General features: G+C 40.3%; 16 protein-coding genes. 12 read left to right on the top strand and 4 right to left on the bottom strand.

From position 1 onward, the window contains the following. Nucleotides 1-33 precede the first annotated feature (33 nt). The 3 genes from ACM44_RS03020 to ACM44_RS03010 all read left to right on the top strand — a co-directional run bounded on the left by ACM44_RS03020 (nucleotide 34) and on the right by ACM44_RS03010 (nucleotide 3200). Nucleotides 34-1257 (top strand): 3'-5' exonuclease, encoded by a 1224-nt coding sequence (locus ACM44_RS03020; protein WP_048498632.1) that lies wholly within the window; start codon nucleotides 34-36, stop codon nucleotides 1255-1257. Between the two features lie 173 nt (nucleotides 1258-1430). After that, the gene (lysA, locus tag ACM44_RS03015; protein WP_048498801.1) at nucleotides 1431-2630 is read left to right on the top strand and encodes a diaminopimelate decarboxylase; all 1200 of its coding nucleotides are present in this window, start codon (nucleotides 1431-1433) and stop codon (nucleotides 2628-2630) included. 78 nt (nucleotides 2631-2708) lie between these two features. Further along, nucleotides 2709-3200: an energy transducer TonB gene (locus ACM44_RS03010; RefSeq protein WP_048498631.1), complete on the top strand. Its 492-nt coding sequence runs from the start codon at nucleotides 2709-2711 to the stop codon at nucleotides 3198-3200. A gap of 75 nt (nucleotides 3201-3275) precedes the next feature. On the opposite strand, the gene pepT is transcribed toward ACM44_RS03010, so the two are convergent. Beyond that, the gene (pepT, locus tag ACM44_RS03005; RefSeq protein WP_048498630.1) at nucleotides 3276-4535 is read right to left on the bottom strand and encodes a peptidase T; all 1260 of its coding nucleotides are present in this window, start codon (nucleotides 4533-4535) and stop codon (nucleotides 3276-3278) included. Between the two features lie 160 nt (nucleotides 4536-4695). Between pepT and ACM44_RS03000 the strand changes: the two genes are divergently transcribed. From ACM44_RS03000 to ACM44_RS02990, 3 genes are all read left to right on the top strand, one after another. Beyond that, nucleotides 4696-5544 (top strand): hydroxymethylglutaryl-CoA lyase, encoded by an 849-nt coding sequence (locus ACM44_RS03000; RefSeq protein ID WP_048498629.1) that lies wholly within the window; start codon nucleotides 4696-4698, stop codon nucleotides 5542-5544. Nucleotides 5545-5586: 42 nt separating this feature from the next. Further along, nucleotides 5587-5991 carry an OsmC family protein gene (locus ACM44_RS02995; RefSeq protein WP_048498628.1) on the top strand — a complete coding sequence of 135 codons (405 nt, stop codon included), beginning with the start codon at nucleotides 5587-5589 and terminating at the stop codon, nucleotides 5989-5991. Between the two features lie 108 nt (nucleotides 5992-6099). After that, nucleotides 6100-6504, top strand: a complete 405-nt coding sequence (locus ACM44_RS02990; protein WP_048498627.1) for an OsmC family protein — start codon at nucleotides 6100-6102, stop codon at nucleotides 6502-6504. A gap of 7 nt (nucleotides 6505-6511) precedes the next feature. Here ACM44_RS02990 and meaB read toward each other — a convergent pair whose 3' ends face one another. Both meaB and ACM44_RS02980 read right to left on the bottom strand, forming a co-directional pair. After that, complete coding sequence (gene meaB / locus ACM44_RS02985; protein ID WP_048498626.1) at nucleotides 6512-7492, bottom strand: methylmalonyl Co-A mutase-associated GTPase MeaB; 981 nt, start codon at nucleotides 7490-7492, stop codon at nucleotides 6512-6514. A 22-nt stretch (nucleotides 7493-7514) separates the two neighbouring features. Then, the gene (locus ACM44_RS02980) at nucleotides 7515-8510 is read right to left on the bottom strand and encodes an enolase C-terminal domain-like protein (RefSeq protein ID WP_048498625.1); all 996 of its coding nucleotides are present in this window, start codon (nucleotides 8508-8510) and stop codon (nucleotides 7515-7517) included. A gap of 76 nt (nucleotides 8511-8586) precedes the next feature. On the opposite strand from ACM44_RS02980, the gene ACM44_RS02975 reads away from it, so the two are divergent. The 4 genes from ACM44_RS02975 to ACM44_RS02960 are packed head-to-tail and all read left to right on the top strand — an operon-like array spanning nucleotide 8587 to nucleotide 10335. Beyond that, nucleotides 8587-8868 carry a cytochrome c gene (locus ACM44_RS02975; protein ID WP_048498624.1) on the top strand — a complete coding sequence of 94 codons (282 nt, stop codon included), beginning with the start codon at nucleotides 8587-8589 and terminating at the stop codon, nucleotides 8866-8868. Between the two features lie 7 nt (nucleotides 8869-8875). Beyond that, nucleotides 8876-9220, top strand: coding sequence for a tRNA-binding protein (locus ACM44_RS02970; RefSeq protein WP_048498623.1), 345 nt, complete (start codon nucleotides 8876-8878; stop codon nucleotides 9218-9220). Nucleotides 9221-9271: 51 nt separating this feature from the next. Continuing rightward, nucleotides 9272-9967 carry a 3'-5' exonuclease gene (locus ACM44_RS02965; RefSeq protein ID WP_048498622.1) on the top strand — a complete coding sequence of 232 codons (696 nt, stop codon included), beginning with the start codon at nucleotides 9272-9274 and terminating at the stop codon, nucleotides 9965-9967. Between the two features lie 41 nt (nucleotides 9968-10008). Then, nucleotides 10009-10335 carry an iron-sulfur cluster assembly protein gene (locus ACM44_RS02960; protein WP_048498621.1) on the top strand — a complete coding sequence of 109 codons (327 nt, stop codon included), beginning with the start codon at nucleotides 10009-10011 and terminating at the stop codon, nucleotides 10333-10335. Nucleotides 10336-10353: 18 nt separating this feature from the next. Here ACM44_RS02960 and ACM44_RS02955 read toward each other — a convergent pair whose 3' ends face one another. Further along, the gene (locus ACM44_RS02955; protein ID WP_083993633.1) at nucleotides 10354-10893 is read right to left on the bottom strand and encodes a DUF4251 domain-containing protein; all 540 of its coding nucleotides are present in this window, start codon (nucleotides 10891-10893) and stop codon (nucleotides 10354-10356) included. 105 nt (nucleotides 10894-10998) lie between these two features. Between ACM44_RS02955 and ACM44_RS02950 the strand changes: the two genes are divergently transcribed. Beyond that, nucleotides 10999-11808: a M48 family metallopeptidase gene (locus tag ACM44_RS02950; RefSeq protein WP_048498620.1), complete on the top strand. Its 810-nt coding sequence runs from the start codon at nucleotides 10999-11001 to the stop codon at nucleotides 11806-11808. Between the two features lie 69 nt (nucleotides 11809-11877). Beyond that, nucleotides 11878-12204 (top strand): lipopolysaccharide assembly protein LapA domain-containing protein, encoded by a 327-nt coding sequence (locus ACM44_RS02945; RefSeq protein ID WP_048498619.1) that lies wholly within the window; start codon nucleotides 11878-11880, stop codon nucleotides 12202-12204. Nucleotides 12205-12234 lie beyond the last annotated feature (30 nt).

The following is a 12234-nucleotide window of genomic DNA, read 5'->3' as shown; positions in this document are numbered from 1 at the left end:
AATGCTAATTGCCAAGCGTCATAAGCTAATTGCATGTATTCAATAATAGACATAGAAAGTAACGGAGCGGGTTTCAGGAATGAAAACATTATTGAGGTCGCGATATACAAATATGATGGTCACGAAATTGTGGACCAGTTTATTTCTTTGGTTAACCCGCAAAGTGAAATCACTCCTTTTGTGCAAAAATTGACCAAAATCACCCCAAAAATGGTGAAAACCGCACCAAAATTCCATGAAATCGCAAAAAGAGTGATCGAAATCACCGAAGGAACAACTTTGGTCGGTCACAATATTGATTTTGATTACCGGATGCTCCGACAGGAGTTTAAAAGACTTGGTTATGAATTCACCATCAATACTTTAGACACGATTCCATTAGCGAAAAAATTAATTCCCGAAGCGGAAAGTTACTCGTTGGGAAAATTGGTGAAATCACTGGGAATCCCTCTCAGCGAGCAACACAGAGCCGGAGGAGATGCGCGTGCAACTTTGGATTTATTGAAATTATTAATCATCAAAGATGCAGATTCGGAGATTATTCAACAACAGTTTGAAGATAAAAACTCCGATTCCTATTTCAACAAGGTTCGAAATCTCACCCAGGATTTGCCTTCGGAAAGGGGAATCCTCTATTTTCAAAATCTGGATGGAAAGATTATTTTCTTCGATTTCGTGGATGATTTAAGCAAATCGGCCAAAAAGATTTTCGCGTCAAAATTAAAACGCTGGGAAACCATCCAAACGGAAACCGAAAAAATCCATTACGAACTTACCGGAAATCAAATCCTCGGCAAACTGATGATGAAAACCAAAGGATTGCAAAAAAGGGAAAGTCTGCCTTTTGGACTTTATCATCAAAATGGAAAATATTTTGCGGATAAAATATCCCAACGAAAAGATGAAAAACCCATCTTAAGATTCAGTTCTTTTACCCAGGGATTAAAGGCGGTCACTCATTTGAAATCCAACGAAAACTTCAATGATGTGCAGGAATTGCTGAAATTTATCGACCTGAAAAAGCGCAATGAACTTTGGCTTTCCTCCGGAAGGACGTTAGGAGAAAAATCATTTTTGGTGCTCGAAAACGGCAAATTAACCGCTTATGGATTTTATGAGTTTCATACCCAGATTAAGTCAAGAAAGCAAATCAACCAATTGAAAATAGAAATCAAAACCAGCAGTCACGATTTACAAAATGATTTGAAACTGGGACTTTTACGTGGAGATTTCGAGGTTGTGTCGCTTCCGAAATAGCAGCTGTTTTTGGAGGAACCCCATTACGCTTTTGGCTGATTCTGCTCCAGTTTGAACCACTCCGTTTATCATTTCCATAATTTTAGAATCTGTTGTTTGGAAATTATCTAAATTTGCATCTTATTAAAGAGGTCGATTTCCCGACTTTAAACTTTAAACATCAAATAAATAAAGTGACCAACAAAGAATTATTAAAAATCGCCGAGCAATTTGGAACGCCGACTTATGTTTATGACGCCGATTCCATCAAGACACAATATGAGAAACTCACCTCATCTTTCCACAAGACGACCAGGTTTTTCTATGCATGCAAAGCGCTTTCCAACATCAATATTTTGAAATATGTGCAGCAATTGGGAGCTGGTTTGGATTGCGTTTCGATCAATGAAGTGAAGCTCGGATTGAAGGCGGGATTCCCTAAGGACAAGATTTTATTTACCCCAAATTGCGTGGATTTATCCGAGATTGAGGAAGCCATGTCTTTCAAGGTACATATCAATATTGACAATATTTCGATTCTGGAACAGTTTGGAAATAAGTTCGGAGGTTCTTATCCGATTTTTGTGAGAATCAATCCGCACATTTACGCTGGTGGAAACCACAAAATTTCAACGGGACACATTGATTCCAAGTTTGGGATTTCCATTCACCAATTGAGGCATATTGAAAGAATCATGAAATCAACTAAGCTTTTAGTTGAAGGGCTTCACATGCACACCGGAAGCGAAATCAAAGACCCGGACGTTTTTCTGCAGGGCTTGGAAATCATGTTTGAACTCGCCGATCATTTTCCGGATTTGAAATACCTGGATATGGGAAGCGGCTTCAAAGTTCCGTATCAGGAGAGCGATATGGAAACCGATGTAAAAACTTTAGGCAAAAAGGTAGAAAAAGCCATTTCCGATTATGAGAAAGAGTCTGGCAAAAAATTCCAGCTCTGGTTTGAACCCGGAAAATTTCTGGTCAGCAAATGTGGTCATCTTTTGGTGAAAACCAATGTCATCAAGCATACCACGGCGACTACTTTTGCGGGAGTGGATTCCGGTTTTAACCATTTGATCCGTCCGATGTTTTATGATTCCTATCACATTATTGAAAACATCTCCAATCCGAAAGGATCTGAAAGAATCTACACCGTGGTCGGAAACATCTGCGAAACCGATACTTTTGCATGGGATAGAAAAATCCCCGAAATCCACGAAGGTGACATTTTGGTGTTTAGAAACGCAGGAGCTTACGGTTTTGAAATGAGTTCCAACTTTAACTCAAGATTGAAGCCTGCAGAGGTTTTATACCTTGATAAAAAAGCGCACCTCATCAGAAAAAGAGACGAGTTTGAGGACTTGCTGAAGAATCAGATCGAGGTCCTTTAAAATAGAAGACAAAAGTGGTCCAGAAATGAACCGCTTTTTTGTGGGATTTTCGTAACTTTACTTTCCAATTTTTTAGCAATGAGGAAATTATTATTTTTATTAGTGTTTGCATTTTCGTTTTTTCATGCACAGGAAATCGAGGAAATGCAGGAAGGTTATTTTTATGCGGAAGGAAGCAATAGCTTTTTCAGGGTAGATATCAAGAAACCTTTTGATTACTACAAAAACGCAAAATGCGGTGAAAGTCAGAATTTCATCCGTGCTCAATTTGAAGGTGGTGACGCAGCTTTCACCCGAGAACTTTTCAAGTATATTTCCGCTTATGTGGACAAGCAGATTTATGTGGTCAACGGCAATTTTTTCCTTCATGTGGATATTGATGCCCAGGGAAAAGTTACACATTTAGACATCACTCCCAAAGTGGAAAACAGCGAAATGTTCCTGAAGGATTTGTCTTACGCCTTTAGCCGCGTAAAAAAGAATTGGACCCCATCAAAATGTGACGGAACTCCTGTGGATTCCAAGATCAGGATCAAAGTGAATTTCATGACGGAGAATGGAGACACCTAAAGCTCGGCAAAATCATGGACTAAAAATGAAGAAGCCATCAGATTATTCTGATGGCTTCCCTATTTACTTTCTGAATTACTTCTTTTTCACCGCTTTCGCAATATTCACAATCACTTTCACCGCTTTTTCCATAGATTCCAGAGCGACATATTCGTAAGGACCGTGGAAATTGATTCCGCCTGCAAAAATATTCGGACAAGGTAATCCCATGTAAGAAAGTTGCGCACCATCAGTTCCGCCGCGAATCGCCTTGATTTTTGGGACAATGTTCGCATCTTTCATCGCCTGTTCGGCGATATCGATGATGTGCATTTTCCCTTCAAACTGCTGCTTCATGTTTCTGTACTGTTCCTTGATTTCAATTTCCGCAGTTCCCTCGCCAAATTTCTTATTGAATTCTTCCACCTTTCCGGTGATGAATTTTTTTCTTGCTTCGAATTTATCTGCATCGTGGTCACGGATGATGTACTGAATTTTCGCTTCGGATACGTCAGATTTCAAGTCCGTCAAATGATAAAATCCTTCAAAACCTTTCGTGGTGGAAGGAGTTTCATTTTCTGGCAACATCTTGATAAATTCGGCAGCTAGTAAAGAAGCATTCACCATTTTTCCAAACGCATAACCAGGATGTACGCTTAATCCATGGATTTTCACCACTGCTCCGGCTGCGTTGAAATTCTCATATTCCAATTCGCCTACTTCACCGCCATCCATGGTATATGCCCACTCTGCACCGAATTTTTTTACATCAAATTTATGTGCGCCTCTTCCGATTTCTTCATCCGGCGTGAAACCGATCGCAATTCTGCCATGCTTGATGTCGGGATGCGCAAGCAGGTATTCCGCTGCAGTTACAATTTCTGCAACTCCCGCTTTGTCGTCTGCACCGAGAAGTGTGGTTCCATCTGTAGTAATCAGGGTTTTTCCGACATAATCCTTTAAACTTTCAAATTTTGAAGGGGACAAAGTAAATCCGGTTTCCTTGTTTAAAACCAAATCTCCGCCATCATAATCATCCCAGATTTGCGGATTCACATTTTCACCGGAAAAATCGGGCGAAGTATCGTAATGTGCAATGAAACCAATCACCGGTTCGTCGTCATTTTCCAAATTGGATGGGACATAAGCATAAATGTACCCGTTCTCATCCAAAGAAACGTCCTCCAATCCAAGATCTTTCAGTTCCTCAAAAATATATTTGGCGATATTCCACTGTCTTTCGGTAGAAGGCGTGGTTTCGCTTTCCGGATCACTTGTAGAATAAATTTTAGCATAATTAATGAATCTGTTCTGAAGTTTCAGCTTCCACTCGAGGTTAAATTCAATCGTCGTCATAAACTCTATTATTTTGAACAAAGTTAAGGATTTTGTAGTGAATTCGGTTCAGGTTTCAGGCACCAAATTCCATGATATTGCTTCGTTTTGGAAAACTTCGGTCCTGCATTTCCAGCTTCCCTCAAAATGATTATCTTTACGAAAATCTTAAACGGAAAAAATGTTTCTTACCGAATGTCCAAGAGATGCGATGCAAGGTTGGGGTGAATTCATCCCAACCCAAAAAAAGATTGAATACATTAACTCGTTGATGGACGTTGGTTTTGATGTTTTGGATTGCGGCAGTTTTGTTTCGCCGAAAGCGATTCCACAAATGGCAGATTCCGGAACGGTGATTGATGAGATTGACAAGGGAATTTCCAACACCAAACTTTCCGTGATCGTTGCCAATTATCGCGGTGCGGAGAACGCTTTGGAACATCAACAGGTGGATATTTTAGGGTTCCCATTCTCCATTTCCGAAACATTCCAACATCGAAATACGAATAAAAGCCAGGAAGAGGCTTTTGAAGACATCGTGAAAATCACATCGCTTTTGAAATCTGACGGAAGGAGCTTAAATTTATACTTCTCCATGGCTTTCGGAAATCCTTATGGCGAGATGTGGAAATGGGAAGATGTGGATTTCTGGGCGAACCGCTTCCATGAAATAGGCATTAAAAACATCCTGCTTTCCGACACCACCGGAACCGGAACTCCGGAACAAATAGCACTTTTGTTTGAAAAAATACCGGGTAAATATCCGGAAATTGATTTCGGCGCACATTTCCATAACCGGTATGAAGACTCTTATCCAAAACTAAAAGCTGCTTATGACAATGGCTGCCGAAGATTTGATTCTGCGATCAAGGGAATTGGCGGTTGTCCGATGGCGAAAGATGACCTGGTTGGAAATATGCCGACAGAACAGGTCATCAACTTCATGGCCATGGAAAAAATAGAACATTCCCTGAATTTGCTCAACTTCGAAAGTGCCTATAATAAGGCGAAAGACATATTTCATTTTTAAAAGAATGCGCAAATTTTCCTAATATTAAGAATTTCCCCATATATGACTTCAAAAGTAATCTACACCGGCGATTTGAGATGCGAATCCGAACATCTGCAATCCGGAACAAAAATTATCACTGACGCTCCAACTGACAATCACGGAAAAGGTGCCGCCTTTTCGCCCACCGATTTGTGTGCAACTTCTTTGGCTCAATGCATGCTGACCACGATTGCGATACTGGGAAAAAACAATGGTGTGGAAATCGAAAATTCCTATGCGGAAATCCAGAAGGTGATGAACCCGAAACCGAGAAAAATCGCAGAAATTGTTTGTGACCTCTATTTCCAGGGACATTATTCCGATGAGCAGAAAGCGTTTATAGAGGAAACCGCGATGAACTGTCCCGTTGCGTTGTCATTGAATGCTGACTTGAAAAAAACGGTCCGTTTCCATTACGGAAATTAGGGATTATCCAAAAAAACGAGTAAATGTTAATTTTTGATTAAAATCATATCGCATTTATTTGAATATTTGGCAATAATCTCTATCTTTATCACTCCATAAACTCAAACTATGACTTCAACAATTACTTACTTGGGAGACTTCAAAATTGTCTCCCAACATGAAAAATCAAAAGCGGAAATCATTACCTGTGCACCATTACGGGAAGGGGGCACTTCCGAATATTTCTCACCCTCCGATATTTTTGGGATTTCCTATGGACAATCGATGCTAATGGCGGTTGCTGTTTTGGGAAAACCTAGAGGAATCGATATCACCGGTGCTACATGCGAGCTGAAAAAATCCACGCATCCGGATCCGAAAAGAATTGGAACCATTTTCTGCATCGTTCGTTTCCCAAAAAATTATTCTGATGATGATAAACAGTTCATCGAGCACACTGCGTTGAACTGTCCGGTTGCATTGTCGATTCATCCAAATGTGCAGAAAACCGTAATCTTCGAGTATCCGGATTAATTCCCGCCTACTTTTTAAATAATTTTTCGACAAATATTTTCGCTTCCGAACTTGGATTGGATTTCAGTTCGGAAGCATTTTTTTTGTGGAGTTCATAAGCATTTTCAATGTTTTTTTCCTGTTTCGTCTTTTGAAGAATGTATTCCTGAACCCAGTAATCAAATCGTTTCCTCGCCTGAATTTCACGAGTTTTAGTAAAGGAATTATTTTTGATTTTTAAAGAAATAAACGCTTGAATTTCACCAAAAACATCATCCAATCCTTTGTTATTTAGCGCAGAACCCAGCAAAACCGGAACTTTCCAGTCTTTTTCTTTTGATGGCATAAAATGCAGCGCACGCATCAGTTCGATTTTGGTATTTTTCGCCTTGGTCAAATTTTCCTCATCCACCTTATTGATGAAAATCACATCCACCATTTCCATGATTCCCCGTTTGATTGCCTGCAACTCGTCACCACCGCCAATTATTTTCAGAAAAAGAAAAACATCTGTAATATCCGAAACCAAAACCTCGCTTTGTCCCACTCCCACAGTTTCTATCAAAATAAAATCGTAACCTGCCGCTTCGCAAATCAGCATGGTCTCAAAAGTGGTATTCGCCACACCGCCCAAAAATCCGGAACTCGGACTTGGCCGAATGAAGGCGTTTTGCTCTTTTGCCAATTCTTCCATTCTGGTCTTATCGCCTAAAATGGAACCTTTGTTTAATGACGAACTCGGATCAATGGCCAGAACCGCTACTTTTTTCCCTTTGGAAACCGCAAGCCGCCCGAAATTTTCAATGAAGGTGGATTTTCCGGCACCCGGAGTTCCCGTAATCCCAATCCGGATGGAGTTTCCCGTGAATGGCAAAATCGCTTTCAGCAATTCTTCCGCTTGAATTCGGTGTTCCGGCTTTTTGCTTTCCACCAAAGTGATGGCTTTACCGAGGATGCGTTTGTCGCCGGATTTTATTCCTTCTGTAAGTTCTTTGATGGAAAAATTCATTGAATCAAAAATACAAATTCTTTTAGGAAATCAGTTCAATTCCCAAACCCGGTTTTTCAGATAGGAAGAGTTTTCCTCTTTCCACAAAACTCCCTTTCGCAAAATCATTCGAAATCAGGTTCGCCCCGTCCAAATCTGCGAAATCACATAATTGAGACACTGCAATTCCGGCGGAAATCCCGACCGAGGATTCCGTCATGCATCCGATCATCACTTTGTATCCGAGTTTTTTCGCCTCGCAAATCAGCTCCAAAGCCGGAGTGATTCCACCGCATTTCATCAACTTGATATTGATTGCCGAATAATGGGGAAGCAATTTCTCTAGGTAGGTTATGTTTTGGCAATCTTCATCCGCCATCCAGACTGCGTTTTTATTTTTATCTAAAATTTGGTATTCGCCAATTGGTCGCGGTTGTTCGATATAGAGAAAATTTTGGGATAATGGATTACTTTGGAGGAAATCGCAGTCCGGATCTGAAAAACTGGTGTTGGAATCCAACGCAATTTTCTTTCCGGTCGCTAAAATTTTGAAGATGTTTTCCGGGTCCAGACCATTGCATTTTACTTTAAAACAATTCCAGTCCGAATTTTTGATTTTCCTGATTTGTTCGTCAATTGGCGCGATGCTGATCGTGTACGAAGATTCGGGAAGTTTTTGATCATGAAAACCGTTTAACTCAGAAAAAGTTTTGCCTTCAAGTTTTCCGTATAAATCCCAATAGGCACAGTCTAAAGCAGAAGCCAGGAAAGCGTGAAGGTCCAAACCAGATAAAAACCGGTAGAAATTTTTCGGTGGTGCGATTTTTTGATTTTCAACAACTAACTGAATTTCCCTTAATTTTAAAATGAAATCATCAAGATCAATTCCATAATAATTGATGGCGACACATTCACCGAAACCGGTTTTGTTTTGATGTGAAAGCGAAATCAACAGCGCGTCCCGAAAATCGTAATTCCCATAAGCAATGGAAAATGTTTCTTTCAGATTTAATCGGGTTTTCTGCCAACTGAGCTTCATTACGTCTAATTTTATGGAATCAAACAAAAATAAGCAGAAAATTCTTTATTTTTGAGAACATTAAATATTAAGAATTATGAAATTTTTAGCTCTCGCCGCTATTTTGGGAAGCGCATTCATTGTTTCCTGTACTCCAAAAACTCCCGCTGTCACAGGAACCCAAACCATTAATGCCGAACATCTTGCGCAAGGAAAAAACATCTTCGAAAATTCCTGCAAAAAATGCCACGATTTGCCAAATCCTACCGATCACTCCGCAACAGCTTGGGTGGGAATCATGAATTCTATGGCACCGAAAGCAAAACTCAATGAGGGGCAACATCAAATGGTCTATGACTATATTGTTTCGGTAAAATAAGGATTTCATGGAACGAAAACCTGAAATATCATGGTCAGATTTTGAGAAAATCGATATGCGGAGCGGAACGGTGGTTTCCGTTTCCGATTTTCCGAAAGCCATGAATCCATCCTATATTTTGGAGGTTGATTTCGGCGAACTGGGAATCCTGAAATCTGCCGCCCAGATCACAAAACGGTATTCCAAGGAAGAGCTCATTGGAAAACAGATCATTGCGGTGGTAAATTTTCCCAGGAAACAGATTGCCAACTTTTTTAGTGAATGTCTGGTTTTGGGAGTTTATGGTGAAAACAGAGCGGTTACGATTTTGTCACCATCACTCGAAGTGGGGAACGGTTTTCAGGTTGGGTAATTCTGTCCTGAAAAAAAATCCCTAAATTCACTTTCCATAAAACCACAAGTCATGCTTAAAAATATTCCCTTAGAAAGAGTACTCTTCCTGGATATAGAAACCGTTCCGCAATTCGGAAACTGGGAGGAAATGGAAGAATCTGAACAAAAATTATGGGATAAAAAAACGCTGCATCAGAGAAAAGATGATTTCACCGCAGAAGAATTTTATAAGGAACGTGGCGGAATCATGGCAGAGTTCGGAAAAATCATCTGTATTTCCGTAGGACTACTTGATAAAAGCAATAAGCTGAATATCAAAAGTTTTGCGGATGATGACGAGAAAAAGCTGTTGGAGGAATTCGGGGAGATTTTCAACCATACCAAACTTCGTGACGCAATCTTATGTGCACACAACGGGAAGGAGTTCGATTTTCCGTGGATTGCGAGAAGGTTTCTGATCAATGGCATTGAACCGCCGAAACCTTTTCAATTATTCGGAAAAAAACCTTGGGAAATTCCACATCTTGATACGATGGAACTTTGGAAATTCGGGGATTACAAATCCTACGTTTCATTGGAATTACTGGCACACGTCTTCGGAATTCCCACTCCAAAGGACGATATAGACGGTTCAATGGTCGCGTCAATTTACTGGATAGAAAAAGACTTATTTAGAATAGTTCAATATTGTGAAAAAGATGTCTTAACTTTGGCAAACATTTTCCGCCGGATGAGGCAGGAAGATTTATTACAAAAATTAGAATAAAAAAAAACGCTGGATGCATTGTGCTGAAAGCTGATTGCCACATGAAATATACTGACGAACAAATAGCCGATATCGGTGAAAATATAATCAGAGTACTTAAGACCATTTATGATCCGGAGATTCCAGTTGACATTTACGAACTGGGACTCATTTATGATGTGCAGATTTCCGACGAAGCCGCCGTGAAAGTCATCATGACACTTACTTCACCGAACTGTCCTGTCGCGGAAAGTCTGCCCGCAGAAGTGAAAGAAAAAATTGCACTGGTGGAACATGTTTCCGAAGTGGAACTGGAACTCACCTTCGAACCCACTTGGAATCGCGATATGATGAGTGAAGAAGCCCGTTTTGAGTTGGGAATGATTTAATCCCAAAAACCTCAGGGATTACTTTTTTTTAGAATTTTCCAAGATATAGCCATCATAAGAAATCGGTTGCCTGTCATTAGAATCAATAGAAAGATAGGCCTTTCCGTTTTTGAAAACTTCCAGAATCATTTTTTTCAAAAATTGCTGGTCATTGGTACTGATTTGATAAAGGGTGCTTCCTTTTCTACCCGGAGTTTCCATAATCTTATAATCTTTTGAAACGAAACGATAGCCATTCTTGGTGGAATCGTAACTTGGATTATAGAGCCTGCCAAAATAGGGAAGGTTCACATTCAACTCATTTTTTTTAATAACCACGGTATATCCGTAATCCAAATCCAGGATTCTGCTGGCGGAAGAATTCGGAAATGAGTTCAAAATATTGTTCACATCTCCACCGACCGGATTGGCCCGTTTTGCCATAAAAGTGAATTCCTGCGATTGAAGAATCGCCGCCAATTTCTCCGCAGACATTGCACTTGACGCACTGGAGTTTGATGCACATGAAAACAGAAACATGGGAAAAATTAATACCATGATTTTCGCTAGATTTTTCATAACTTTAATTTTGCATTTTTGATTCGGGAAATAGACGATGGTTAAAGTTAAAATTTTTATTTGGAATAAAAATTGTTTTAAGAAAGGAAATTCAAATTCAACGCTATGAAAAAAGTAAATAAATTTTTGTCCGCCGGTATTTTGTCCCTTGCATTGATTGCCTGCACAACCAATCCCATTACCGGTAGAAAAACTTTGCAGCTAGCGAATAATCAAGAAATTGCCGCGGCAGCTTTACAGCAATACCACCAGGCGATTTCAGCAGCAAAAGTGATTTCAGGAACCACCGCTTCCAAAAGTGTTCAGAATGTGGGATTGCGGCTGAAGAATGCTGCGAATAATTATTACAGAGGTATTGGTAGAGAAGCCGACATTGCGGATTATCAATGGGAGTTCAATCTTTTGGACGATAAGCAAATCAACGCATGGTGTATGCCGGGTGGAAAAGTGGCGGTTTACACTGGAATTTTACCAATTACCAAAACCGATACCGGAATGGCGGTAGTTTTGGGTCACGAGATTTCCCACGCACTTGCTGGCCACGGAAATGAAAGAATTTCCCAAGCGATGGTGGCACAATACGGTGGAGCGATACTGGGAAGCACCATCTCTAACGCTCAGTTGGCACAGATCTTCCAACAAGCGTATCCAATCGGTGCACAAGTGGCCTTGCTGAAATATGGCAGAAGTCAAGAGTTGGAAGCCGACGAAATGGGTCTTTATCTAATGGCTATGGCTGGATATGACCCAAGAGAAGCTTATCCTTTTTGGCAAAGGATGGAAGCTGCCGCAACCGGAAACCGAACACCGGAATTCCTTTCAACGCACCCGAATCCGGAGACAAGACGCGCAGACCTTGAGAAACACATGGCAAAGGCACTTCAGTACTATCAAACTGCAGGAGGGAAAATCTAAAAAGCAAAACATTTAATCTAACCTTCCCTAAAAATCATTAAATTTGGGAAGGTTTTTAATTTCTAAACTATGAAAAATTTGCACTTTATTGGGTTTCTGCTTTTGGGCCTGGCTTTTCTGCTTTATTATATGCTGCCCGAGTTTTCAATGGTGAAACTGTTCGAACCTATCAGTTTGATGGGAATCCTCGCCGGAATCGGAATTGGTTTAATCATCGGAGGAATCGTGGGATATGTGAGCAAGGGAACCGCCCTGAAAGAGGAGCAGAAGAGAAAAGAGCTGAAGCAACTTAGAAAAGAAAAAGAGGAACTGGAAAAACAGGCCGCAGAACTGGCCAATCAACAGCCGCAAACTCCCGTGACACCGATAGAAAATAAAAATCCGCAGAATTACTAATCTGCGGATTTTTTTCTTGTAGTGTAAGTT

Source organism: Chryseobacterium koreense CCUG 49689 (assembly GCF_001045435.1).
GTDB lineage: Bacteria > Bacteroidota > Bacteroidia > Flavobacteriales > Weeksellaceae > Kaistella > Kaistella koreensis.
This window is presented reverse-complemented; position numbering and strand designations above follow the sequence as displayed.

What these genes read in the sequence shown, in the direction of transcription:
- ACM44_RS03020 (WP_048498632.1), top strand. Translation starts at nt 34, where the DNA reads ATGTATTCAATAATAGACATAGAAAGTAACGGAGCGGGTTTCAGGAAT.
- ACM44_RS03010 (WP_048498631.1), top strand. Translation starts at nt 2,709, where the DNA reads ATGAGGAAATTATTATTTTTATTAGTGTTTGCATTTTCGTTTTTTCAT.
- pepT (WP_048498630.1), bottom strand. Translation starts at nt 4,535, where the DNA reads ATGACGACGATTGAATTTAACCTCGAGTGGAAGCTGAAACTTCAGAAC.
- ACM44_RS03000 (WP_048498629.1), top strand. Translation starts at nt 4,696, where the DNA reads ATGTTTCTTACCGAATGTCCAAGAGATGCGATGCAAGGTTGGGGTGAA.
- ACM44_RS02995 (WP_048498628.1), top strand. Translation starts at nt 5,587, where the DNA reads ATGACTTCAAAAGTAATCTACACCGGCGATTTGAGATGCGAATCCGAA.
- ACM44_RS02990 (WP_048498627.1), top strand. Translation starts at nt 6,100, where the DNA reads ATGACTTCAACAATTACTTACTTGGGAGACTTCAAAATTGTCTCCCAA.
- meaB (WP_048498626.1), bottom strand. Translation starts at nt 7,492, where the DNA reads ATGAATTTTTCCATCAAAGAACTTACAGAAGGAATAAAATCCGGCGAC.
- ACM44_RS02980 (WP_048498625.1), bottom strand. Translation starts at nt 8,510, where the DNA reads ATGAAGCTCAGTTGGCAGAAAACCCGATTAAATCTGAAAGAAACATTT.
- ACM44_RS02975 (WP_048498624.1), top strand. Translation starts at nt 8,587, where the DNA reads ATGAAATTTTTAGCTCTCGCCGCTATTTTGGGAAGCGCATTCATTGTT.
- ACM44_RS02970 (WP_048498623.1), top strand. Translation starts at nt 8,876, where the DNA reads ATGGAACGAAAACCTGAAATATCATGGTCAGATTTTGAGAAAATCGAT.
- ACM44_RS02965 (WP_048498622.1), top strand. Translation starts at nt 9,272, where the DNA reads ATGCTTAAAAATATTCCCTTAGAAAGAGTACTCTTCCTGGATATAGAA.
- ACM44_RS02960 (WP_048498621.1), top strand. Translation starts at nt 10,009, where the DNA reads ATGAAATATACTGACGAACAAATAGCCGATATCGGTGAAAATATAATC.
- ACM44_RS02955 (WP_083993633.1), bottom strand. Translation starts at nt 10,893, where the DNA reads ATGAAAAATCTAGCGAAAATCATGGTATTAATTTTTCCCATGTTTCTG.
- ACM44_RS02950 (WP_048498620.1), top strand. Translation starts at nt 10,999, where the DNA reads ATGAAAAAAGTAAATAAATTTTTGTCCGCCGGTATTTTGTCCCTTGCA.
- ACM44_RS02945 (WP_048498619.1), top strand. Translation starts at nt 11,878, where the DNA reads ATGAAAAATTTGCACTTTATTGGGTTTCTGCTTTTGGGCCTGGCTTTT.